General features: G+C 62.7%; 18 protein-coding genes and 1 tRNA gene. 2 read left to right on the forward strand and 17 right to left on the reverse strand.

The annotated features are described in order from the left end of the window. Positions 1-35: 35 nt before the first annotated feature. The 9 genes from KF886_05565 to KF886_05605 form a co-directional block, all read right to left on the reverse strand. Entirely contained in the window at positions 36-1,157 is a 1,122-nt protein-coding gene (locus KF886_05565) for a DUF5009 domain-containing protein (protein MBX3176806.1), read from the reverse strand. Continuing rightward, the gene (locus KF886_05570) at positions 1,154-1,978 is read right to left on the reverse strand and encodes a rhamnogalacturonan acetylesterase (protein ID MBX3176807.1); all 825 of its coding nucleotides are present in this window, start codon (positions 1,976-1,978) and stop codon (positions 1,154-1,156) included. The genes KF886_05565 and KF886_05570 overlap by 4 nt, the downstream gene beginning before the upstream one ends. Then, positions 1,971-2,729 (reverse strand): SGNH/GDSL hydrolase family protein, encoded by a 759-nt coding sequence (locus KF886_05575; protein MBX3176808.1) that lies wholly within the window; start codon positions 2,727-2,729, stop codon positions 1,971-1,973. Before KF886_05575 ends, KF886_05570 begins: the two co-directional genes overlap by 8 nt. Positions 2,730-3,083: 354 nt before the next feature. Further along, positions 3,084-5,204 (reverse strand): DUF262 domain-containing protein, encoded by a 2,121-nt coding sequence (locus KF886_05580; protein MBX3176809.1) that lies wholly within the window; start codon positions 5,202-5,204, stop codon positions 3,084-3,086. 318 nt (positions 5,205-5,522) lie between these two features. Next, positions 5,523-6,473 (reverse strand): fumarylacetoacetate hydrolase family protein, encoded by a 951-nt coding sequence (locus KF886_05585; GenBank protein MBX3176810.1) that lies wholly within the window; start codon positions 6,471-6,473, stop codon positions 5,523-5,525. A 12-nt stretch (positions 6,474-6,485) separates the two neighbouring features. Beyond that, positions 6,486-9,185 (reverse strand): heparinase II/III family protein, encoded by a 2,700-nt coding sequence (locus KF886_05590; protein ID MBX3176811.1) that lies wholly within the window; start codon positions 9,183-9,185, stop codon positions 6,486-6,488. Positions 9,186-9,473: 288 nt separating this feature from the next. After that, the gene (locus tag KF886_05595) at positions 9,474-10,154 is read right to left on the reverse strand and encodes a DUF1080 domain-containing protein (GenBank protein MBX3176812.1); all 681 of its coding nucleotides are present in this window, start codon (positions 10,152-10,154) and stop codon (positions 9,474-9,476) included. Next, positions 10,151-10,573: a PIN domain-containing protein gene (locus KF886_05600; GenBank protein MBX3176813.1), complete on the reverse strand. Its 423-nt coding sequence runs from the start codon at positions 10,571-10,573 to the stop codon at positions 10,151-10,153. The genes KF886_05595 and KF886_05600 overlap by 4 nt, the downstream gene beginning before the upstream one ends. Continuing rightward, positions 10,570-10,770 (reverse strand): type II toxin-antitoxin system VapB family antitoxin, encoded by a 201-nt coding sequence (locus KF886_05605; protein ID MBX3176814.1) that lies wholly within the window; start codon positions 10,768-10,770, stop codon positions 10,570-10,572. Before KF886_05605 ends, KF886_05600 begins: the two co-directional genes overlap by 4 nt. 303 nt (positions 10,771-11,073) lie before the next feature. Here KF886_05605 and KF886_05610 point away from each other — a divergent pair, with 303 nt between their 5' ends. Then, on the forward strand, positions 11,074-12,573 hold the full coding sequence (locus KF886_05610) for a sulfatase-like hydrolase/transferase (protein ID MBX3176815.1): 1,500 nt from the start codon (positions 11,074-11,076) through the stop codon (positions 12,571-12,573). Positions 12,574-12,736: 163 nt separating this feature from the next. Further along, positions 12,737-14,476 (forward strand): GNAT family N-acetyltransferase, encoded by a 1,740-nt coding sequence (locus KF886_05615; protein MBX3176816.1) that lies wholly within the window; start codon positions 12,737-12,739, stop codon positions 14,474-14,476. A 69-nt stretch (positions 14,477-14,545) separates the two neighbouring features. Here the strand turns inward: KF886_05615 and KF886_05620 are convergent, their stop codons facing one another. From KF886_05620 to pal, 8 genes are all read right to left on the reverse strand, one after another. Then, a complete protein-coding gene (locus tag KF886_05620; protein ID MBX3176817.1) occupies positions 14,546-16,186 on the reverse strand; it encodes an acetolactate synthase large subunit in 1,641 nt (546 codons plus the stop codon). Between the two features lie 238 nt (positions 16,187-16,424). Further along, positions 16,425-16,501: transfer RNA gene (locus tag KF886_05625), tRNA-Asp, on the reverse strand. A gap of 109 nt (positions 16,502-16,610) precedes the next feature. Next, positions 16,611-18,065, reverse strand: a complete 1,455-nt coding sequence (locus tag KF886_05630) for a UTP--glucose-1-phosphate uridylyltransferase (protein ID MBX3176818.1) — start codon at positions 18,063-18,065, stop codon at positions 16,611-16,613. 53 nt (positions 18,066-18,118) lie between these two features. Beyond that, entirely contained in the window at positions 18,119-19,306 is a 1,188-nt protein-coding gene (locus tag KF886_05635; protein MBX3176819.1) for a DUF1573 domain-containing protein, read from the reverse strand. A gap of 4 nt (positions 19,307-19,310) precedes the next feature. After that, complete coding sequence (locus tag KF886_05640; GenBank protein MBX3176820.1) at positions 19,311-20,321, reverse strand: ATPase; 1,011 nt, start codon at positions 20,319-20,321, stop codon at positions 19,311-19,313. Between the two features lie 118 nt (positions 20,322-20,439). Then, entirely contained in the window at positions 20,440-21,285 is an 846-nt protein-coding gene (locus tag KF886_05645) for a tetratricopeptide repeat protein (GenBank protein MBX3176821.1), read from the reverse strand. Positions 21,286-21,348: 63 nt separating this feature from the next. Continuing rightward, a complete protein-coding gene (locus KF886_05650; GenBank protein MBX3176822.1) occupies positions 21,349-22,182 on the reverse strand; it encodes a tetratricopeptide repeat protein in 834 nt (277 codons plus the stop codon). Between the two features lie 21 nt (positions 22,183-22,203). Then, entirely contained in the window at positions 22,204-22,749 is a 546-nt protein-coding gene (gene pal / locus KF886_05655; protein ID MBX3176823.1) for a peptidoglycan-associated lipoprotein Pal, read from the reverse strand. Positions 22,750-22,981: the final 232 nt, after the last annotated feature.

A 22,981-nucleotide genomic window follows, 5' to 3' on the forward strand; every position in this document is an offset into this window, starting at 1 on the left:
GCCCGGAAAAGCCGGTGAATTCTACAATCCCGGGGCTAAATCCTGACGAACATCTTCTTCTTATACATCCAGTAGAGCGGCGCCCAGAGCAACAGGAAGGCCCCCGCCGCGCGAAGCAGGTCGCCGGAGACGCCGAGCCGATCCGGGCCGGAAAACAGCACCGCGCTGATGTCGCCGAAACGGATGAAGTTGGGCGCCATGTAGGCCACAATCGCGTTCGCCCCCAGCACCACGAAGGGGAACGCCCACTTGCGGTAGCCGCGCAGGTCGATGAGGAAATAGAACAGGCCGAGCAGCAGACAGCACCAGCCGGCGGTCCAGACCACCATCGAGGGCGTCCAGATATACTTGATGACCGGGTGAAACAGGTTCCAGACCTCGCCGATAAGCACCAGCGCGACACCGGCGGCAATCAGGCGCGCGAGCCGGGCCCCGCCGGAAATCTCCGAGCGCAACACGTGGCCCGAGAGGATGCCGAAAAGGACTGTCGCGGCGAAACCGAGGCTGCTAAGCACCCAGGTGTAGGCCTTGCCGTCGCTGAACTGCCGGAGCACCATGTCGTCCACATAGAGCGCGATGTTGGCGTCTTTTTCCAGCACGCCCGCCGCGTGTCCCGGTACCGGTGCGAAGGCCAGCAGCCCCCAGAAGCCGATCAGGAGCGCGGCGGTCGCGATGCACTGCCCGCGCACGCCGGTATTGAGCATGATGACGCCGCCGATGGCGTAGCCCGCCGCGATCGCCTGGAGCGTGTTGCAGTAGATGTGGAGTTGCGCCAGGTCGAAGCGGAGCAGATTCCCCTGCGCTGCCATGCCCAGCACGAAGAGAATCGCCGTGCGGCTGGCGATTTTGCGGTAGATGGCGCCCTTCGCGTCCCCGCGCTCGAGCCGCCGGGAGAAGGAAAACGGCATGGCCGCGCCTACGATGAACAGAAAGAGCGGCATGATCAGATCGTAGAACACCAGGCGCTCCCCCCACGGCGCGTGGTGGAGCTGGTGGTCGAGCGCGGCCTGCACCCCCGGGAACTTCAGGAACAGCAGGCCCGTCGCCGCGAGAAACAGCTTGTCGCCGCCCGTGATCCAGAACATGTCAAAGCCGCGCAGGGCGTCAATCGCCAGAATGCGCTCGGGGGCGTCTTTTTCCGTGGCGGGCGTGCTCATTTCGGGAATCCTGAATCGTTGGTGATGGTGATGGCGTAACCCGGCTTCACGGCGTGGCGCCAGGGCAATCCCTGCTCCACCATCGCGCGCGCCGCAAGCTGACTGATGGCGTGCGCGCCCTGCGGGGTCAGGTGCGTGTTGTCCGGCTTGCCTTCCGGGTAGTTGGGATACAGCCCCGGGGGCAGGTTGATAAACAGCCGGGTCGCCCGCTCGGGGCCCAACGCCGAGAAGAGGCGCCCCGTGCGCGCATGCAGGTCGATCAGGGGAACGTCCGCATCGCGGGCCAGCGCCCGCACGGCCTCGGGATACGCGCCATGGGAGTCCCGGAGCTGGTTGCCGCTCCAGGCGTTGCGGTGGATGGACGTCAACAGCACCGGGTTGGCCCCGGCCGCACGCGACTCCTTAATGTACCTGATCAGGTATTCGCGGTAGGTCGTGTCCGGGTCCGTATGGCGCTTCGGATCGTCCCGCTTCTGGTCATTATGTCCGAACTGGATAAACACCACATCGCCCGGTTGCAGGGCGGCGCGTACGGGCTCCCACGCACCCTCGTCGAGGAAGCTCTTCGCGCTGCGCCCGCTGATCGCGCGGTTCTCCACCTGAATGCGCTCGGAATCGAGGTAGACCGGCAGCGCCTGCGCCCAGCCCTGGAGCGGATAGCGCGCCGGGGGATAGGCCGCCGCCGTGCTGTCGCCAATGACATACAGGACCGGGATCCGGCCGGGTTCCGGGCGCGTGAAGGCTGCCCGCTCGCCCGAAGTCGCGCACCCGGCAAGCGCGAGCGCAATCAGCAGCGCCATCGCGCGGCGCGTATCAGCCAAGGCCCGTCACATCCAGCCAGGCGCGCGCCATCAGCGCATGGCCCGCCATCGTGGGGTGGACGCCATCGCCGGCCCAGTACGCCGCGGGGGTTTCCTCCGACTGGGCCTCGTCGAACACCGTCTGGAACGGGACCCAGGCCGCCCCGGCGCGCTCCGCCGCCGCCCTGGCCACCGCGCGGCGCTCGTCAAACTCGGGCTGCCACGTGCCGTCGATGGCGCCGCAGGGGAGAATGAAGGGCTCGCAGATGACCAGGGCCGTATCCGGCAGCGCCTCGCGCGTCCGCGCCAGCAGCGCATTGAGGCCCGTTTCATAGGTCTTCACCGTGCCGTCGTACTTCCCGCTACGTACGTGCCACATGTCGTTCACGCCGATCAGAATGCTCAAGACAGACGGCTTCAGGTCGATTGTGTCCTGTTGCCACCGCGCATCCAGGTCTGGGACCTTGTTCCCGCTGATGCCGCGGTTGTAGCACAGAAGTTTCTTGTCCGGGTGCGCGCCAAGCAACGCGGACGCCAGCATCGCGGCATAGCCGCGCCCCAGCGCGTTCATATCATTCGGATTCGCGTTGTCCTTCGCGCGGCCGGCATCCGTGATGGAGTCGCCCTGGAAGAGTATGACGCCGTTCAGGCTCAGGGTAGCCTTCTCGGCCACGGCGTGGCCGGTCCGGCCGGCAAGAACGCCCGCGCCCGCGGCCAGGGCCGCCGCCTGAAACAGATTGCGGCGGGAGAGGGGAAGGGTAGATTGAATCATCGGGAATTCTCCGTTCGAGTAATCGTCCGCGCCGGGCGCGCGCTTCTGTTGTAGTGTGAAGGGTGGGGGAGATTGAGAGACGGTGAACCGTTAATGCTCCGCAGCCATGGAGTTGCGTAGAGTGCCAGTTCCCAAAAGCACAGTCAAGAGCCACCGGGAGCAAGGCCGGGTTCAGCCGCTCCAGCGCGATACGCAGCCACGCCGAAAGGATAACCACCACTCGCGTCTCCCGGCCCAGCGCGCTCGCACCGTGGTCGAACTCCTGATAGGCGTTCAGCGTTTCCCAGCCCCGTTGACCCTCTAGGGCGATGGCGGACTGTTTCACCAGGGAGTCTTTACTGTAGCCGGTTCCGCTCACGATTCGTCCCCATTCCCCATTTGTCGTTCAAAGGCCTGCCGAATCAGCCCCATGACATAGGGTAGTTCTTCCAAGCTAGAAAAGCCGACCTCCACATCGCCATTACCCCATCGGCCGACATTGGTAACATCTTTACAAAGGCCACGAGGATCATAAATGTCAGCGAAGGCCATGTTCAGACTCAAACGCAAGCGCTTTGCCTGTGGAACCACATCCACGAAATTTGTCTCGGCCTTATAGGCAACATAGAGTTTCAGAATCTCTTCGGATACTGCAGGGTCAAGTGAAAGTACCTCTTCCCGTAATGCCTCAAACAAATCTTTACTCTTGCCTTGGATCAGGTGGGGATGACTCTCCAGCGTATAGCCCGTAGATGCTTCTTTTTTGGGTTGATACGCTTCTAGAATTTCTGGGTCCAACGTGGGCATATGCCAGACTGTCACGGCAGTCTTGCTCAGACGTTTCGCGCGCTTCTTGATCTCTTCCTCATTCCAAGTTTCACACGTGCCGAGGCCCTGGTTCAGGTGTAGTGGACTCTCCTTGAACCCTCCCGCCATATCACGCTTCTCCGGGAAGCTACGGTCGCTATACTCCGAATTATACCCCGTCAAAGTCAGGTTTCCCAACGTGTGCAGGTAGGTCTCATGGACGCTCTTCCACTCCGGTCCCAATGCCTCACGCCACGCCCTGGATAACTTCTCGTTCTGCGGCATGATGTGTTCAATGGTGTATTCGTCGACTTCGACTCGCTCTTTACGACCGTGGTTTTCCAGCCGCCGCAACCAGTAACTTCGGCGGGGAAAGTTGTATAGGTCCCGTGTACATAACTCTCTTTTGAACACCTCGTCGCCAGGGAATCCCCGGTAAGATGGCATCAGCAGGAAGTGGGCTTGTATGCTCTCCAAATAGCGGTCTTTCTTCAACGCCTTGGCGAACGTCGCAAAGGTCTTGTTCAGCGAGTTGGTTGGAATGCCACAAATGGCGCGGCGGAACACGTAGGATTCGATGAGCCGAACCGCTGTCAGAAAGTCTGAGCGCGCAAGGATACCCTTCGCGTAATCATCATAGAGTTCCAAAAGGAACGGATAGGTGACGTTCGCCTTCATCTCTCGGAGATCGTGAAAGGCGCGTTGGAGTTCCGAGTCCGGTTCGGCGCCTAATGCCATCGCGCAGAAGTAGCGCGAGTAGTCCCGAATGTCGGCCACAAGTGCTTCTACACCAGACTTGGCTACTTCGGGCATTTGCGCGTGGTTCTTAAACGACTCGTAGACCGCGCCTAATTTCGGAATATCGCCCGTCCCGGTCTTAACCGTCAGGTAATAGCGCATGAAGGCGTCAAAATGGTCACCGTAGCTCTCTTGCCCGAATTCCAGCTCCATCGGCCGCCAGTAATCCTGATATAGCCGGGTTTGGAGTTCTGGCTCCAGCCCCATCAAAATGTAGTTTCGTATCAGGTCCGCTTGGGTAAGTTCCCGTCCCGTGGAATTCATGCTTTCAAAAATCAACTGGGGATTGTCCTGATCCCGGCTTAGGGCGATGTCCACCACAATTAACTTCGCGATGCCCTTGCACAGCGCAGTCAGATTGCCTTTCTGGCTGGCGATCCAGGTCTTGAAGAATTCATAGTTTTCCAAAACGCGCCGTGAATACTCCTTGGGCAATTCCTTCCCTGCGACAAGGGCAATCAGCGAATCTCGGTCGGTTTGCGACAGGATGAGCTTGTAGTGCCGCTCACCTTCTTCTTCTGGATTGATGAGGTAGTAGTTGCGTAGTTTGCGGGGCGAAAAGCCATCAACCGGCTCCCGCTCGCCATCCGGCAGCGCATCCAAAGCCTCGGCCAACGCGGCGACTAGAAGTGAAAGCGTCGTAAGCCTTTGCTGTCCGTCAATGACGAGTAAGGGCGTTTGGCTGGTTACCTGATACAGGCCCTTTTCGATGTAGACAATGGATCCGACAAAGTGGGCCGTGACTGCATCGTTTTCACCCGTGCGCAATATGTCTTTCCAAAGCTGTTGGCACTCCCGCTCGGTCCAGGAATACGTGCGCTGATAAATCGGGATGACAAACTGTGGCGACTTCTTAATAAACTCCAAGAATTTCGCTTCGGTGGCTTTCAATGGGCTACCCCTCCATTTTCCGGTCCAATAAACAACGGTGGTCTGGTGAACGGTCCGAGCGCTCGTTAGATCTTCTCGGAGGCTTCACCAATCTCCTCCCACGACAGAAGCGTCTCATGGCTCCGGCCAAGAGTCAACCGCTCCATGCCATGGCGAGCGCTTTTGGAGTGCCGCCTGAACGGTGGACTTACAGTAGTTGTGGATCGTTAGGAACTCGGAAATCGAAAAATCCATAGTCCAACATATGATGGATAACTCGCCCTTGGCGCCCGTACCTATGCTAGTCAGCAGGAAGGAAACGATCGGCCACGGGCGCCGTCAGCGCTCCGCAGCCATGGTGTTTTTCAGCGTTCCGATCTGTTCGATGGTCGCCTCGACGACATCGCCGGGGCGCAGCATTTTGCCCGTGCTCAGGCCGATGCCCTCGCAGGTGCCCGTGGCGATAATATCGCCCGGCTCGAGGGTGATCCAGCGGGAGATGAATTCAATGACGGCGGCCACGGGGAAGATCATCCGGTTTGTGTTGCTGTGCTGGCGTTCCTCGCCGTTTACCGTCAGGCGCAGGTCCAGCTGCTGCGGGTCGGTGATGGTGGCCGAGGACGTAACCGCCGGCCCAACGGGGCAGAAGCCGTCGTGCCACTTGCCGTGCATCCAGTCGAAGAAGGCGTCGCGCGGGCGTTCTTTTCGGTCTGGATTCGGGCGGTATTTGCGATCGGATATATCATTGAGCACCGTGTAGCCCGCCACGTAGTCGAGCGCTTCGGCCTCGGAAACGCCCCTGGCCGTCCTGCCCATGACCACGCACAGCTCGCATTCGTAGTCGATCCAGTCGGGATTGATCCGGGGAATGATGACATCCGCATCCGGGTCGTTGAGCGCCGTGCGCGGCTTCATGAAGATGTAGGGAAAGGTTTCCTTCCGCTCCACGGCGATTTCGCCGCCTTCCTGGATGTGCAGGGCGTAGTTGCCCGCGAGAAGCAGGATCTTTCCGGGATCCGGCAGCGGGCGGAGCAACCGTACCGAGTCCGCGCCGATGGTAAGCTGGGCCAGGCTGTCGCCCGCGCCCGCGAGCCATGCGGAAAGGTCGGCCGCCGCGCTGGCGTACGCGCCGTGCGGCAGCAGCGCCAGCAGATCGTCGTGCGGCAGCGAGATCGTCTTGTCCTGGCTCTGGTTGTGGACGTCGATGGCGGCCTGGATCGGCACAATGCCGCCGTCGTGATAAAAGCCCAGTTCGGGCTGGTCGTTGCGTTGAAACCGGCAGATGCGCACGATGGATTCTCCCTACGGTTCGATGGAAACAAAAGGTTCGTTCGCCGGATTCTCCAGCACGAATTCTCCCGAGGCAAGCCTGCTTCCGCCCGCCAGCGTGGCGCGGATCAGCGTTCCCGCGCCGTCGAACCGGAGTGCGGCCAGCGCGCCGTCGCTCTCGATGACGGCGCCTTCGGGAATCCGCACAAAGCGCTTCTCGCCGGGGCGATCCGGAAGCAGTACGATATCATACCCGCCGCCGGGATGCTCAACCCGCAGCGCGACATCGGAATCTCGGGGCTCACCGTCCGGGGCGTCCGCAACGGGCAACCGCGCGGCGGGAAGCGCCGGTGTATCGCCCGCATGCGGCTGGTAGACTGAAACGAATGTCGAATGGAGCGGGGCGCCTTCCTCGGCGGAGCGATCGACGGCGAGCCGGGGTATCCAGCGCTCCTCCGTGGCGTCGTAGCCGCCGGTGCTGATCCACGCCTCCGAAGTTCCCGCCGCCGCGCCGCTGGTCAGGTCGGTGTAGTGCATGCCGGGCGACCGGCCCGCCGGCAGCAGCCCGTATACGTCCTCGAACGCCCAGCGCGCCCGCCAGCCGGGCTCGGCCGCGGCGTCCAGGGCGAAATTCCGGGTCTGGGTGTCGTGGCCGAAGTCCGGCGCCTCCGCGACCCGCAACCCATCCACCGCCAGGGATCCGAAGTGGCTCTGAACGAACTTCGTGTGCCGGGTTCCGCCCGCGACGCGGAACACATCGATTACGTAGAAGTGCGTGTCGTCGATATCGATAAGCGCCGCCGTGCGATCATAGGCGTCTCCGCCATACATGCCCGGGGCCGATGCGCGGATGGCCTGCACCGGGGGCTCGCCGATCCACAGCGCCGTTTCCCCGGCGGCGTTGGCCTGGTTTTTCCCATCCACCACCACGGTATTGTGCGCGGCGGTCATGGTGTACCAGCGGCCTTTTGGCGATCCCCAGCCGCCATACTGCACGGGCGGGTAGCCCATTTCCGGGAGCAGGTCCAGGCCGTGCGCGAAGAGCCCCAGGTTCATGCCATCCTGGTGGCTGTGTCCCCCGCCCGAGTCATAGTCCAGCCAGAGCGTCCGCCGCTGTTCGCCCCGCCCCGACCGCAGGATGGCGATGCGCCATTCCTCCTTGTTCACGCTGCCGAGTTCTACTTCCGCGCCATGTTGCGCGATCACCGCCGCCAGTTCCTCCCGCAGCGACCCGGCGTCCCCGCCGAAGACGTCGTGCGGTAGCCCCTCCACCGTCTGTCCGTTCTCGCGGTAGAGTATCTGCGCGAAGGCCACGTCTCCGGTCGCCTGGTGCAAATCCCACAGCAGCCGGTAGGTGGAGGGGGTCAGTGGCCAGGACCCCGCGCCGGGATGGCTGAAGTTCATACCCACATAGCGATCCAGGGGAAAGGCGTAGTTTCCCGAGTCGCCCGAGAGCGGGTAGTAGCGATCCAGGCATAGCGTGTCGATGTGAAAGCGATACGTGTCGTGCAGGCGGGGCTGGCGCGCCAGCACGGCCGGCAGAAAGTCCGGATCGGCCTTCGAGAACTCCGCCAGGAACTGGGCCAGCGCCTGGATCGTGAACGCGGAGTAATTCGCCAGCCCTTTCTCGCCCGTGACGCCGTCCACCGCCGTGGCCTTCTCCAGCATCGGGTCCAGGATGGCCCAGAGCGAATCCTCGGGCCGCTGAAGCACCTTCGTGATGACGGCCTGGCAGATTTCCGCGCGCGGGTAGTTCGAGTGGATTTTCTCGGGGTGCGCCAGGGCGTCCCGGAGGATGCGGTCCTCGATGTTGCGCTGGATGTCGGCGAACGACGCCTTGGGATTCTCCAACCCATGGCGCGCCGCCCGCGCCGACAGAAACGCGACCAGCGCCGGGTCCTCGCGCAGCGCGGGGAACACGAGATCGTAGGCCAGCGCAAGCTCGCGCGTTTCTTCACACGAGTCATGCCAGGTGGAGAGGTAGCCGGCGGAACCCGGCCCCTCATACAGGATGCCCTGGGTCTTGAAGTCGAAGGTGGGGTAGAGGTCCGCCACGCGATCCAGGAGGATGCCGGCTTTCCGCGCGTACTCCCGATCGCCCGTGACGGCCCAGGCCGCGCTGAGCTGGTTGATCCCCCCGAGCACCGCCTGTTTCCACTGGCCGTATATGAGGTAGGTCGCCACGAAAAGCCAGCGTTCGCCCTTTTCATTCACATAACCGTGGCCATCGTCCACGCCGAATAGGTGCAGCGGGTCGTTCGGGTCCGGGTGCGCCGCGTTGAACAACAGCGAACGATCCGCCCGCGCCTCGTCGAAAACGCCCTGTTCGTCGATCCCGGAATCGTAGTAGGCCTTGAAGTCGTTCGTCGGAAACCACGCCCCGCTGGTCGGATCCTGGACCTTCCACGGGTGATTAACGGCATCCATCTTCCAGTTGTACATCGGCACCGGCTCGCCGGTGACCGGGGAGTGGCCATCCGACCAGACCATCCACGAACGCGGCAGGGTGGCGCCAAACATCAGGCCCCAGAGCGTCTCGTCATCCATCGCGCGCCAGGGCGCCGCCGCCTCCACAACCCGCGCGCGCACGCCCGCGGCCCACTGGCCGTCCGCCACGTTCGCCCGCACGCGCGCCATGACCTCGGGCGGATAGAGCGCGCTGGACTGCTTTAAGGGTTCCTGCGCCGGGGCGGCGGCGATTAAGAGTGTGAGGGCGGCGAATAGACGTATCAAGGTATCTCCCTTTCCCGATTGTATCCATCACAGGGCAGGACATAATACCACCTCGAAAATGAACGTGGCACGGGCGTCCCGCCTGTCCTCGCGCCGCGGCCGCACGAGGAACGCGGACATTCCCGTGCCCGGCGGTGGACGTCCGAATTCGGGCGGAGGCGTGGCGCTCCGCCGGGCGCCCTGCGCTGCGTTAACCGATTCTGGACGGGAACCGGCCCCGGTTCCAGATCGTGCGAGTTCATCGATTGGCGAGAAGCCGCTGCCGCGAAAAGGGCGAGTCAGCGCTCCCTAATCCAGCTCCTTCACCTTCATGTTCCGGAACCAGATCGGCGCCCCGGCGTGTTTGCCCTGGAGGCCGATGCGGCCTTGGTCGGGGAGGCTGGCGGGGGCTTTGCTGAGCCAGGGCGGGGCTTCGGAACCGTCGGGATTCTTCGCGGCGTCGGTGAACTTCGATTTGTCCATGGTGGTAACGTGCTGGCCGTTGAGGACGACGTCGATGACGCCGTTCTTGCAGGTGATGGTGTAGCGGTTCCATTCGCCGGCGGGTTTGCCTGCCTGGGCGCCGGGGGCGACGCGCCCGAAGACGCCGCCGCAGCGCCAGTTTTCGGGGCCGTCTTTCCATTTGTCGGCGAAGTCGTCCTGGATCTGGATTTCGAGGGAATTGGGTATCCAGTCCGCAGTGTTGCTGCAATAGACGACAACGCCGCTGTTCGCCCCCGGCCCCATCTTGAATTCCAGATCGAGCACGAAGTTTTCGTAGTCGCGGGTGGTCCAGATGGCCTGGTCCTCGGTGGCGGTGAGCTCGCCGTTTTCGAAGGTCCATACGCCGTCGGGCTTTTCGGCGTTCGCGAGGTCGTCGGCGAAGAGCGGGGTCCAGCCGGCCGTGTCGGGGTGGGCGGACGGCTCATCCTGCGCGAGTGCGGGCAGGCAGAGGAGCGCGAGGGCAAGGGTCGTGGCGCATAGTCTCATGGTAGACCTCCGTTGGTGTTTTTCAGATACAGCTTGATAGGTAGATGCTCCGCGAAGTGCTTAAAGTCATTGTCGGCTGTATAAATGGCGAGATTATGTCGTACGGCGGCAGCGCATATCAGAAAATCCGTGGTCGACCCTTGAATGCCCCGGGCGCGGCAGGTATTTGCGAACGATGCCGCGTTGACATAATCGCCCCGATCGAGCGACAAATCGGGAAACGCCTGCAACTTGAGCGCGAGCCGTTCAAACGCTAACCTGTGGGAGATGCCAGTCAGGATTTCTTGACGTATGGCTCCAATCAAAAGTGCGCGCCGCTCCTGGATGAGTTGGAGCAATATCTCTGTTTCGCGATTCACGCCTGGTGACTTGCGCCGCAACATCAACGACCAGATGCTGCTATCGACCAGCACCTTCACTGTCGTTTCCGCTGCTCTTTGTAATCGTAGTCGGGATCGTAATCGATGGTGCCAAAGAGCTCGATGATCTCGAGTTGTCTCAGATAGCTTACGTAGTCCTCCAATGCTTTGGTCACTGCGTCTTTTTTGCTCCGGTGCGCGCCCAGGCGCACGGCCTCGTTAATAAGTTCGTCATCCAGTTGTAAATTCGTCGCCATTTCTTTCACCTCCACACAAATTCTCACACAAGCCCTTGTGTCCCGTCAAGGTATTGTTCGAATTCTTTTGCCATACTGCCGCCAGGACGTGTACCTGAAGCCTTGAACCATAGCACCCAAGTCAGGAGCGTTCCGCACTATGATACGCATTCGTCTCGTTGGAGCCGCGCGTGTCAACGTGCTACCTTGGAGCTCTTAGACAGCGCAGAGCCCGTCGCGCCGCCGAGGAACCGGAGGATGGTTTTTCTTCGGCGCAATCGCTACGGGAACGGCATGAAGGAGCAACTACGAATGCTTGACGCGATGACACGGCGGCGATTCCTGGCGTATACGGGGGGCGTGGCTTGCGCGCTGGCCGCGGGTGCGCAGGACGATTCCACGAAGCGACCCAACATCGTCCTCCTGATGGGCGATGATCACGGCTGGGAAGAAACGGGCTACAACGGCCATCCCCATTTGAAGACACCGGTGATGGATGAGATGGCGGCGACGGGCCTGCGCCTGGACCGCTTCTATGCGGCCGCTCCGGTCTGCTCGCCGACGCGGGGCAGCGTGATCACGGGGCGTCACCCAAACCGATATGGCACGTTCTCCGCCAATTGGTCCATCCGGCCCGAGGAAACGAGCGTTGCACAGATTCTTGGCGCGGCGGGGTACGCGTGCGGCCATTTCGGCAAGTGGCACCTGGGGCCGGTGAAGGCGGAGTCCCCCACCAGTCCGGGCGCGATGGGCTTTCACGAGTGGGTGTCCCACGACAACTTTTTCGAGGTGGATCCCACCTTTTCGCGCAACGGCGGGCCGCCGGAGCAGTTCCACGGCGAGAGCTCCGAGATCGTCATTGAAGAGGCGATGCGCTTCATCGACAAGGCGCAACAGAACGGTAAGAATTTCTTCGTCGTGGTCTGGTTTGGCTCCCCCCACGAGCCGTACCGCGGCCTGGCAAAGGATAATGCGCTCTATGACGATCTTCCCGATGAATACGCAGGCCGGAGCACCAGCGTGACCTCCTTCGAGACGGGCGACACGGTGGAGCGGCCCCTTCGCGATGTGTTGCGGGAACGCTACGCCGAAATCACGGCCATGGATCGGTCCATGGGGCGGCTGCGCGAGCATCTTGCCGGCCGGGGCCTGCGCGATGACACCTTGCTGTGGTATTGCGGCGACAACGGCACGCAAGGCGGTGTCAACGTCGCCTCGCCGTTCCGCGGCAAGAAGGGCGATGTCTACGAGGGCGGAGTCCGCGTTCCCGGCCTTATCGAATGGCCCGCGGGCATTCCCGAGCCGCGCGCGAGCGATGTAAACACGGTCACAAGCGACATACTGCCCACCCTCTGCGCACTGGCGGGGCAGCCCCTGCCGGAACGGCCGCTGGACGGTATCAGCCTGAAACCGCTGCTCGAAGGCGCGATGCCGGAGCGGCCCGAGCCGATCCGTTTCTGGAGCTACAACACACGGGGTGAAGCGGAGGGACGAGAACCCTACATCGCGCCCGAACTTCAGGAGGGGACCACGCCGCTGGTCAAGTTGATGGCGGGCAAGCCAACGCGGAGCTTCCGTAATTTCCATCACCCGGAGATCGCGGAGTCGGACTATGAAGGCCCCCGGGCGATTCTGGACAACCGGTACAAGCTCGTGGTCCATGACGGCCGGCGGGAACTGTTTGACGTGCGCGACGACCCCGCGGAAACAAAGAATTTGCTCGAAGATCACCCCGAAATCGCCGAGCAATTGGAGCGGAAACTCCACGCCTGGCAAAAGTCGGTGCTTAGGAGCTTGACCGGCGCCGACTACGGGCAATCGTAGTACGGAAGCGGGCAGTACGCCTGGCTCGATCAACCGTTTCTCGCCACACGTTACGCGGCTTGCCCAAACAGAAATTGTTGCGCCCGCCCTGCGCCTGCGCGTATATCTAAACGCGGTGCGGCACGCCTTCAACCCCGTGCCCGATTGAGGAGCCTTCCCCACTATGATACGCATTCGCGCCGTCCAGAGCGGTTCCACAATTCTTTCGGAGGACCGTATTGCGCAGACCCAGGAGATTTTCCGCCAGGCCTTTCCCGAGCCGGACATGGCGGGCTATGCCGGGCGTATTCCGGAGTTGCTGCGGGATCCGATCGAGCAGGGCTACCACACGACGCTGCTGATTGCGGAGCGGGCCTTCGGGCGGGTGGATGGTTTTGCGCTGCTGATCCATTTCCCGCAGGCGGAGTGCGCGTTTCTGGACTTCATCGCGGTGCGCCCGAAGCTCCACGGGAGCGGGATCGGCGGGGCGCTGTACGAGGCGACGCGGGAATATTGCCAGCAAATGGGGGGGAAGGGGCTGTACCTGGAGGTGGACCCGGATCAGCCGGAAGACGCGGTGGATCTATCGGTGTTGGATCAGTCGCGCAAGCGCATCCAGTTCTACGAGCAGTATGGCGTGCGGGTGATAGACGGCACGGCCTACGCCATGCCGGTCGGCGATCCGCCCACGACGGCTTACCTGCTGTTTGACGGGCTTGGCGTGACGGAAGAGCTTTCGCGGGCGAGCGCGCGGAAGGCGGTGGAGATGCTGCTGACGCGCCGCTTCGGACACATTGCGGATCCGGCCTACCGGAAGGCGGTGCTGGAGTCGTTCCGGGACGATCCGGTCCGCTTTCGCCCGCGCTTGCGGACGCGATCAAACGCGCCGCGCCAGGCGGTCCTGCACCGGCGGCTGGGCGAACGCTTCGCGATGGTTATCAGCCAGAAACACGAGATCCACCACGTGCGGGAGCGCGGCTATTACGAGCGGCCCGCCCGGGTCCGCGCGCTTGACGAGGCGTTGCGCGGTACGGGGCTGTTCGCCCGGATGGCGCCGCGCGAGCACGGGGAGCGCCCGGTGCTGGCGGTGCACGACGCGCATTTTGTGCAGTTTCTACGGGCGGTGACGCACAAGCTGAAGGAGGGACGCCCCTTCTACCCGGATACGTTTCCGATCCGGCGTCCAGACCGGCGTCCGAAGCACCACCCGGACCAGGCGGGCTTCTATTGCATCGACACGGGCACACCGCTGTACCGGAACGCGTTTATCGCGGCGAAGGCGGCCGCGAACACGGCGGTCACGGCGGCGGAAGAGCTGCTGGCGGGGCGTCGCCTGGCCTATGCGGTGTGCCGCCCGCCGGGCCACCACGCGGGGGCCAATTACTTCGGCGGCTTCTGCTATTTCAACAATGCGGCGATAGCGGCGCAGTTTCTCCGGCCGCACGGGCGAATCGCGATCCTGGATATCGACTACCACCACGGCAACGGCACGCAGGATATCTTCTACGAGCGCAGCGACGTGCTCACGGTGTCGATCCATGGCGATCCGGACGTGGAATACCCGTACTTCAGCGGGTTCTCGAACGAAATCGGTGAATATGAGGGGGCGGGCTGCAACCAGAATTTTCCGCTGCCGACCGGGACGGACAACGAGCGCTATCTCCGGACCTTTGCGCGCGCGCTGGACACGGTGAAGTCCTTCAAGCCGGAGATTGTGATCGTCAGCCTGGGCTTCGACACGCTCAAGGGCGATCCGACGGGGTCCTTCGTGCTGACGCCGGCCGCTTTGCGCACGATGGGCAAGCGCCTGGCGGACCTTCGCCTGCCGCTGCTTGTGGTGCAGGAAGGCGGCTACAACGTCCGGAACATCCGGCAGGGCAGCGTGGCGTTCTTTACCGGCTGCGCCGAGGGGGCGGGCGCGTAGAAAAGAGATTCGGCGCGGGCCGCATTCCGGTGCGGCCCGCGCCGTACTTGTTCTTGTAGCGCGCATCGGCTAGACGAGCTGGCTCTTGGCCTTCAGTTCGTGGTTGAGGATGCGATCGTTCTCGGAGTAGTCGACGGGTACGTCGATCAGGTGGACGCCCTTGCTGTCGAGGCACTGCTGCAACAGTGGGACGAGGTCGTCGGTTTTTTCGACGCGGTGGCCGAAGGCGCCGTAGCTTTCGGCGTACTTGACGAAGTCGGGGTTGCCGTAGCTGAGGCCGAACTCCGGCAGTTCCATGTTGGCCTGTTTCCACTTGATCATGCCGTAGGCGTCGTCCCGGAGAATCATGATGACGAGGTCCATGTTCATGCGGACCGCCGTCTCCATCTCCTGGGAGTTCATCATGAAGCCGCCGTCGCCGCACACGGACAGGACCTTCCGGTCCGGGTAGACGAGGCGCGCCGCCATGGCCGATGGCAGCCCCGCTCCCATGGACGCGAGGGCGTTGTCGAGCAGCACGGACTTGGGCGAATAGGCCTTGTAGTTCCGGGCGAACCAAATCTTGTAGATGCCGTTGTCCAGGGCGATGATACTGTCTTTGGGCATGACCTTGCGCACATCGGCCACGAGGCGCTGGGGATAGACGGGGAAGCGCGGGTCGTCCGAGCCTTCGTGAATGCTGGCTTCCACGTGTTTCTTGACGACGTTGAAGCGGGAGAAGTCCCAGCTCTCCTGCACCTCGACCTTTTCCTTGATGCGCCAGATGCTGTTGGCGATATCGCCGACGACTTCGAGCTGCGGGAAATAGACCGGGTCCACGCGGGCGGAGATGAAGTTGATGTGAATCACCTTCAGATCTTCCCGGCCCATGAAGAACGGGGGCTTTTCGACCACGTCGTGACCGACATTGATGATCAGGTCGGCCGCGTCGATCGCGCGGTGTACGAAATCGTTTGCGGAAAGCGCCGCGTTGCCCATGAAGAGCGCGTCGTGTTCATCCACCACCCCCTTGCCCATCTGGGTGCTGAAGAAGGGAATGCCGGTCTTGTCGATGAACTCGCGAAGCATCTTGGACGTGAGCTTTCGGTTGGCGCCGGCGCCGATGAGGATGAGCGGGTGGCGGGCCTCCTCGATCATGGTCACGGCGGCTCGAATGGACTTGATCTCCGCGGTCGGGCGGCGCACCTGGCTGGCGTGAAGCACCGGCGCGTCGGTCTCCTCGATGGCGATGTCCTCGGGCAATTCGATGTGGGCGGCGCCGGGGCGTTCTTCCTCGGCGAGGCGAAATGCTTCGCGCACGCGCGCGGGGATGTTGTTTCCGCTAACGAGCTGGCGGGTGTACTTGGTGAGCGGGCGAAGCATGTCCACGGCGTCGATTATCTGGAACTGGCCCTGCTTGCTCTTGCGCACGGGCTTCTGTCCGGTGATCATGACCATCGGCATGGCGCCGAGTTGGGCGTAGGCCGCGGCGGTGACGAGGTTGGTGGCGCCGGGTCCGAGCGTGCTGAGGCAGACGCCGGCCTCGCCGGTGAGGCGGCCGACGGTCGCGGCCATGAAGCCGGCGGCCTGTTCGTGCCGTGTCAGCACCAGTTCGATACTCGAACGCCGGATGGAATCAAGCAGGTCGAGATTCTCCTCGCCGGGAATGCCGAAAATGTACCGAACGCCCTCCGCTTCAAGGGCTTTGACAAAGAGATCCGAAGCTTTCATTTGAGGCTCCTACACACCGGTCAAAAACCAGGCGCGCGCTACTACCCATGGGACGGTCCACCTACGAACACGCAAGGCATGCCGATTCATTCCCCCGACAAGCGGCGGGCGTGGGCGGCGCGCGCGTTCAAGTGGCTCGGGCAAACCATACCAGACTGCGGCCCGCCGAACAACCCGGCCCGCGGCCACACATGCAAAAACACCAGCAACCCGAAGATTGCTGGTGTGTGGTGTTAAATGGCGGAGACGACGAGACTTGAACTCGCGACCTCCGGCGTGACAGGCCGGCGTTCTAACCAACTGAACTACGCCTCCGCAGCGTAGAGCGTATTGCTTCCCCCGAAAGGGAGCCATAATATAGCATTTGGCCGAGTCCCGGTTCAAGCAATATCTCAACTTTTTTTGGGGCGCGGCCACCGCGGGACTATGGCGCCGGTTCGGCGACGGACCCGTCGGGCCCGATAACGAGCGGTCGGTCCACCGGCCAGGTCCGGCCCGCGCTCTTTTCGAGGAATTCTTCTCGCGTAAGGGCGAAAAGCGGGCTGATTTCGATGTCGTGCACGGGCTTCCCCGAAGCGTCCCGCGGGACGGGCTGTCCGGCGGCGTCCAGCCAGCCCGCCCAGAAGCCGGTCATGCTTGCGCGGGCCTCCATCACGGAATTGGGCCCGTCGAACTGCTTGGTCGGCGTGTACTCCCCGGGGGGATCGATTTCGAGGGCCACGGGCCCGTGGCCGGTCATGCGCAGGGCGTCGAACACGAAAGTCTCGAACTTGTAGCCGTTGGGTGCGCCCGGCTCGACCGGAGCGCCGTCGGGGCCGATATACGGGATTTTCTTGTGGGCGAGGTGCCAGGGGAATTCGTCGAAATGGTCGTATACGCGTTGCACGAAATCGACGGAGAGGATATGGATGGCGGGATTTCCCGCATAGTACACGACATTACCGTTGCTGTCCGTTTCGAGGAGCTGCGGGTAGATGTCCAATTCGGAATACTCGATCACGTGGTATACGCCGTCGCAGACGCAATGGACACCCACGGACTCGCGGGGATGGTGTTTGCGGTGGTTTTTGCTGGACATTTCCGCCCCCGCGAGAAGGTGGTACCCTATGAAGTAGGGATCCGCCACTTTAACCGCCCAGTTGTCCACCTGAAAGTAGGAGAGGGTATCCACGCCGCGTTTGCGGGCGTCGTCGAGCACGCCCTCCTCCACCATGGCGGGAATGCAGCCCCCGTGGCCATTCGGATTCATGGCGAGCCGGTCCGGGGCCTCAAGCATGAACAGGCCGCTGTCATCTACACAGGGCGCCATTCGCTGCGTGATGAAAATAACGTTGTCCGGATTGAGGCCGTAGTAGCGATGCTCCTCGAACCAGGCGCGGGTGGCCGGCCCGTTCGCGCGGCTGACCATGATGTACCAGGGGAGTTCGCATCCGTAGCGGCGCTGGAGGTTGAGAATCTTTTCCGCGTGGTACTGGAAGAGCGGTTTGCCGGTGAGGCCACCGATCGGGTAGGCGCCCTTGGGGCCATCGAAGCCGAGCCGGGTGCCCTGGCCGCCCGCAACAAGAAAGAGGCCAACGCGCCCGTCGCGCAACGCCTGTTCGCCGGCCGCGAGCGCTTCGCGGGCGTCGTCTCGCGCCGGATCCACGATGGGGATACACGGCACGGGCTCGATCTTTTTGAAGGTCTCCGGCTCGGGAGCGCGCCGGATCCAGGTGTCGATGAGCCTTGCCATCATCGGGAAGTCGACCTGCGCCAGATCCGCCAGCAGGTTGGCCCGGCCGGAGGCGTTCAGTTCGTCCCAGAACCGGAAGACATGCGCCTGGCCGTATTCCTCGGCCAGCGCGCGCAGTTTGATCTCGTCCGGGGCGGTCTCGTGCACTATCGTTCCTCTCTCCGCGCTGTTCCACACGTCGCTTCAGCCCGCGCGGGGGATTAGTGGGCGTGACCGTGGCTGGTGTCGTCGGGGTTTCCGAAGCGCACGCCGACAATTTCTTCATACGCGCGGTCGCCCAGTGTTACCCGGACGCGGATCGTGTCATCGATCCCTTCGCCCGGCTTCAGGTCCTTTAGCGTAATGTCGAGAATGGCCTCGGTCGACAGCGAACCCGGCTTGGGTTCGGCATGTACGTGCGGATTGTCGGTTCGGATATTGTCCAGGGTAATGGCGGCTTCCCCGAAGAAGGTGACCTGAGCGCGCAAGGCTCCGCCGGGGCCCTCCGGCTTAAACATTGCCCGTTCGGGATAGACGGGCATCACGCGGTAGGGGGCCTTTACGCTGCCCTCGAAGATGAAATGGTGACGCTGGAATCGCGGCACGTTCGTATGCAGGAGCACATACCGCTTGAAGGGCCCCGCTGGCAAATCGGGTCCGACGGTGAACACAAGGTCATATTCGGCCTTGTCCGGAGATTGCCAGTCCGTTTCCGGAACGGGCGCAATTTCGCCAGCAATTCCCGGTATTTTTGGATTTGCGGCGCCCTGGGTGAGGGGCTCCAGCTGGCTGAGGGTGATCGGATTGTCCTGCAACTGGCGGAAGCGAATCGTCCTGGTTTCCGTGGCGCCCTTCTGAATCTCGCCCAGGTTGATTTCATCCATATCGAGTTCGTACTCTGGCTCGACACGGGCCGTTACGCCCACTTCGGTCATCATGTTGCGCGGATCGGTGGACGTGATTGTAAGCACTTTTCGGGAGAAGAATCCGGGAATCCGGAAGGGGTCAATCACGATGTCGATGTGGCCTTCGCCGCCCGGCGGGACGACGCCTCCCTCGGGAGGGATGAGGCCCTGCGTACACGCGCACGTCGTGTCTATGCGCGTGATCTTGAGCGGCATCTTGCCGTCATTGTAGATCTTGAACTGGGTACGGTAGAGGCGGTCGTTGGGAACCACGCCGACATCGAGTTCGTTGGTTTCAACGCGAATCTTGGCAACGGCGTCTTCCATGTTCTGATCGACGGGCGGCATGGTGCCATCCACCTCGCCCGTTACGCTGGACTGGCGAATCGAGTTTACAAAATCCTCGTCGGACTGGTAGCCGCCACTTCCGCAACCCGGCCCCAGCATCGCGACGCCCAGGAGGGCCAACAGAGGGATTTCCCGGAAACTTCCTGTCTTACGCATGAGATTACTCCGATTTGAAACGAACGCCGTACTTCTTTTCCGATTCCTCAAGTGAAGCGGAGAGGCGCTCGTAATACTCGTCCGTTACGGTGACGTCCACTTCAATGCCCAGCAGCAGCGCCCCGACGACGGGCTCGTACATGGGCATGATCAGGCGGGCCCCGGGACACTCCCGGTGCACCACCATTCGCAATGCGTCCGCCAGAACGGGGCTTCGTCCCTGGAAGACGCTCCCCGCCATTACCACGTCGAATTCGTCGCGTTCCATGGCGAGCTGGCGGATGGCGGCGGTGACCATCTGGCCCAGATAGCGGCCACCCCACTCCAGAATATCACACGCGATGGCGTCCCCTTCCCAGGCCGCGTCGAAGACCAGCTTGGCCATCGGCTGGAGGTCCTGGTAGGTGAGCTTGCCGTAGTACATCTGGTGGAAGAGCTCGTCCACATCGGCGCAGCCGGCGCGCGCGACGAATTTATCGGTGAGGAGGGTGGGGCCCGTGATTCCGTCCCGGGCGCGGAACACGGCCTTCAGGCCGTGGATCCCGATGGAGGAACCGCTGACCCGATCGCCGAAGTCTTCGCTGATCCCGCCGACGCGCGTCTCCTGGCCATCCCGGTTCACCCCGGCGCAAACGCATCCCGTGCCGCAGGCGATAACGACGCCGAAGGGGTCGCGCGTCCCGCCGCGCAGCCCGCCAAAGGAATCGTTTCGAAAGACGCGGCGAATGGACCCAAACAGCGGCGTGAAGAGCTCGCGCTCAAGCATGACGAAGTCGTCGGGGATGTCCGCGCCGGCCACGCCCATGCCGATCCCGCTGATGTCGCTCATCGTGAGGCCGGCTTCGGACAGGGCCTGATTCACCGCGGTTTCGATCTCGCGCCGCGCGGCGTCAACGCCGTAGCCCTCGTAGTTTCCGGTGCCGCCCCGGCCAAAGCCCCTGATCTGACCCGTTTCGTCGCCTATCAGGCAGAACGTCTTGGTCCCGCCGGCGTCCAGTCCCAGATAAAAGGCCATACACTCGCTTTCCTATACCGCGCGGGGGCGCGTAATACGAAAAACGCGGGAAACGTATTCCCGCGATTATCCAACCAACTTTTCACCGGAAATCAACGCAGGCCGGGCCGCCCCTCGATCAATTTCCCCGGAGCTTTGCCAAATCCGATTGCGCCTGCTGCGCAACCACGGTGTTGGGGTACTTATCAATTACCTCCTGGAGCAGGCGCACGGCCTCGTCGTTGCGGCCGAGCCGGGATAGGGCAACCGCCTGCGACTGCATGGCCTGGGAGACCTTGCTGTCATTCTCGGGGTGATTCGCGCGCACCTTGTCCAGGGAGGCGATGGCCTCTTCGTAGCGCTCCAGCCGGAGAAAGCAACGGCCCTGCCAATATTGCGCGTTTCCGGCGAGATCGCTGCCCGGGTAACGGGCCAGGAAATCCGAAAACTGCCGGAGCGCGCCGTCGTAGTCCTGGCCGAGCCAGGCCTTCTGCGCTTCCTGGTAGGCGGCGTGGGCGGCGGCGGAACTGCCACCGGCGACCGGGGGCGCGGCGCTGACGGATTCGGCGCTCATGTCTTCGTCAAAGGTCTCCGCCGCGGGCGCGGGCGGCTGGATTACCACGGACTGGCCGGATGCCGCCGGGGCGGCGGGGCTGTAACCGGAACCCGACGTTGTCAGGTTGAACTGGCGGTAGACGGTCGCGGTGAGTTCACCCAATTGCTGCTGGAGCGCGTCCAGCTTCATCTGGTTTTCCTCCACCATACTGCGCAATTGCCGGGTCTGGTTCTCGCTCTCGTTCACGCGCTCCATCAGCGAGGTAGTTGTCTCGTCGAGGCGTTTGACCGTTCCGTCGAGGCTCCTGCTCAGGTTCGTGACCTTCTGGTGGGTGTCGTACAGGAGGGCCTCCACCTGTTTGGAGGCCGCCGCCGCGTTTGCCCCAAGCAGGGCGGTGGCGAGTCCGAAGCAAAGCGCATAGCGCATCATGTCAATCACTCCTCATGTAGCCGCGCCGCGGGGGCCACTCCCGCGCGCCCGTGTGTGCTGTTCCTAGCGGCGGCGCAATTGCTCGAGATCGCGTCTCGCGTGGTCCGCCGCGGTCGTCGTAGGGTAGTTTGCCACCACCTCTTCCATCAACGCCACCGCGGTCTCCTTCTCACCGAGGCGGAAGTGGGCGACCGCCTGGTTGTGGAGCGCGAAGGCCATATAGGAACTTTGGGGGTAGTTTTCCCGCATGCTTTCGAAAGCGCGGATGGCCGGCGTGTACTCCGCCCGGTTCAGGTGCGATTTGCCAATCCAGAATTGGGCCTTGTCCCGGTCATCGGAGCGCGGGAACTGGGCCAGGAAGTCGCCAAACGCAACAAGGGCGCCGGTGTAGTCCTCCGCGTCATATAGCGCCTTGGCCCGGGCGTAGGCCGCGGAATCTTCAATCGAAGGCGCCGCCGCCTGTGGGGGCGCAGCGGCGGGCGCGACCTGAATACGCTCCGCTTGCGGGGGTTGCGTTCGCGCGGGGGGTTCAATGCGCACCGCCCCGCCACGGGGCCGGATGGCCGGTTCGGGACCGGGATCCAGACCCCAGTGGCGGTACAGTGTTACTTTCAGTTCCCGGAGCATCTCCAGCAGAATATCGATTTTCCGCTGGTTCTCCTCCATCAGCGTGTACACCATGCGGATTTGGCGCTCATTCTCGCTGACGCGCGCGATGAGCGCCGCCGTCTTCTCGTTGAGCTCCACGACCGTGGATTCAAGATCCCGATCGAGTGCGGTCACCCGCTGGTGCATGTCGGTTACGACGGTCTCCATCTGGCGGGAGCCCGTCGTGACACAACCCGAAAACAATACCAGGGCAAGTAGCGGCCACGTTATGGTTTGTCGGAATTGCACGCCGATCCAGACTTTCCTGGGTTACATCGCGTTGGCGCGGAGGAACTCGCAGCGGCGATTCTTGGCCCATGCCGCTTCGTTGCTCCCGAGCACCGCCGGGTTCTCTTCGCCAAAACTGATGGTGATCATCCGGTCGCCGGAAACGCCGAGCTGGCGCAGGTGCTCGCGAACCGAAAGCGCACGCCGCTCTCCGAGCGCCAGGTTGTATTCCTGGGTGCCGCGCTCGTCGCAGTGACCGGCAATCTGAATGATCACGTTCGGCACCTGCTTGATCTTTTCCGCGTTCTCCGCCAGCGTACGCAGCGCCGTCGCGTTCAGCGAGGAGCTGTCAAAGTCAAAGTACACGGGCTGCAGGCCGCTGGGCCCGAACAGGAGCCGTTCCAGCTCCAGGTTGGGATTCAGGCCTTCGCTGCCCGAACCTTCCACACTGGCCCGATCGGTATCATCGGTACCCATCGGCTCTAGGTTCTTGTCGCCGCGTTTGCAGCCGGCGACCAGGCCCATGGCCAACACAAGGCCGAGCATCGTGCTCATCATACGGAACGAATAAGACATTTGGGTTTGCATGGTTTCGTGTTTCCCCTACCTGAGGTTACAGTAGTTTATCAGCGCCACGGCACACGTATGCCGGGATGATTGCCAATTCGCATTTTTCTTAGTTCCTGCATGCGGTCAGCGAAGCCCTCAGCGGGGGCCCGGATCTTGCGCGCCGGTATTTTACATTCAAGACGATGTGGAACACAACTTGTTAACCACGCGTTTATGGACCCGCCAGAGGATGCGGCGGTTTCACACGGTA

The sequence above is a fragment of the Candidatus Hydrogenedentota bacterium genome (assembly GCA_019637335.1).
GTDB lineage: Bacteria > Hydrogenedentota > Hydrogenedentia > Hydrogenedentales > JAEUWI01 > JAEUWI01.

Bases quoted from the DNA above. Each gene is read 5' to 3' on its own strand.
- KF886_05565 (MBX3176806.1), bottom strand. From the start codon at position 1,157: ATGAGCACGCCCGCCACGGAAAAAGACGCCCCCGAGCGCATTCTGGCG.
- KF886_05575 (MBX3176808.1), bottom strand. From the start codon at position 2,729: ATGATTCAATCTACCCTTCCCCTCTCCCGCCGCAATCTGTTTCAGGCG.
- KF886_05595 (MBX3176812.1), bottom strand. From the start codon at position 10,154: ATGAGACTATGCGCCACGACCCTTGCCCTCGCGCTCCTCTGCCTGCCC.
- KF886_05605 (MBX3176814.1), bottom strand. From the start codon at position 10,770: ATGGCGACGAATTTACAACTGGATGACGAACTTATTAACGAGGCCGTG.
- KF886_05610 (MBX3176815.1), top strand. From the start codon at position 11,074: ATGACACGGCGGCGATTCCTGGCGTATACGGGGGGCGTGGCTTGCGCG.
- KF886_05615 (MBX3176816.1), top strand. From the start codon at position 12,737: ATGATACGCATTCGCGCCGTCCAGAGCGGTTCCACAATTCTTTCGGAG.
- KF886_05620 (MBX3176817.1), bottom strand. From the start codon at position 16,186: ATGAAAGCTTCGGATCTCTTTGTCAAAGCCCTTGAAGCGGAGGGCGTT.
- KF886_05635 (MBX3176819.1), bottom strand. From the start codon at position 19,306: ATGCGTAAGACAGGAAGTTTCCGGGAAATCCCTCTGTTGGCCCTCCTG.
- KF886_05640 (MBX3176820.1), bottom strand. From the start codon at position 20,321: ATGGCCTTTTATCTGGGACTGGACGCCGGCGGGACCAAGACGTTCTGC.
- KF886_05645 (MBX3176821.1), bottom strand. From the start codon at position 21,285: ATGATGCGCTATGCGCTTTGCTTCGGACTCGCCACCGCCCTGCTTGGG.
- pal (MBX3176823.1), bottom strand. From the start codon at position 22,749: ATGCAAACCCAAATGTCTTATTCGTTCCGTATGATGAGCACGATGCTC.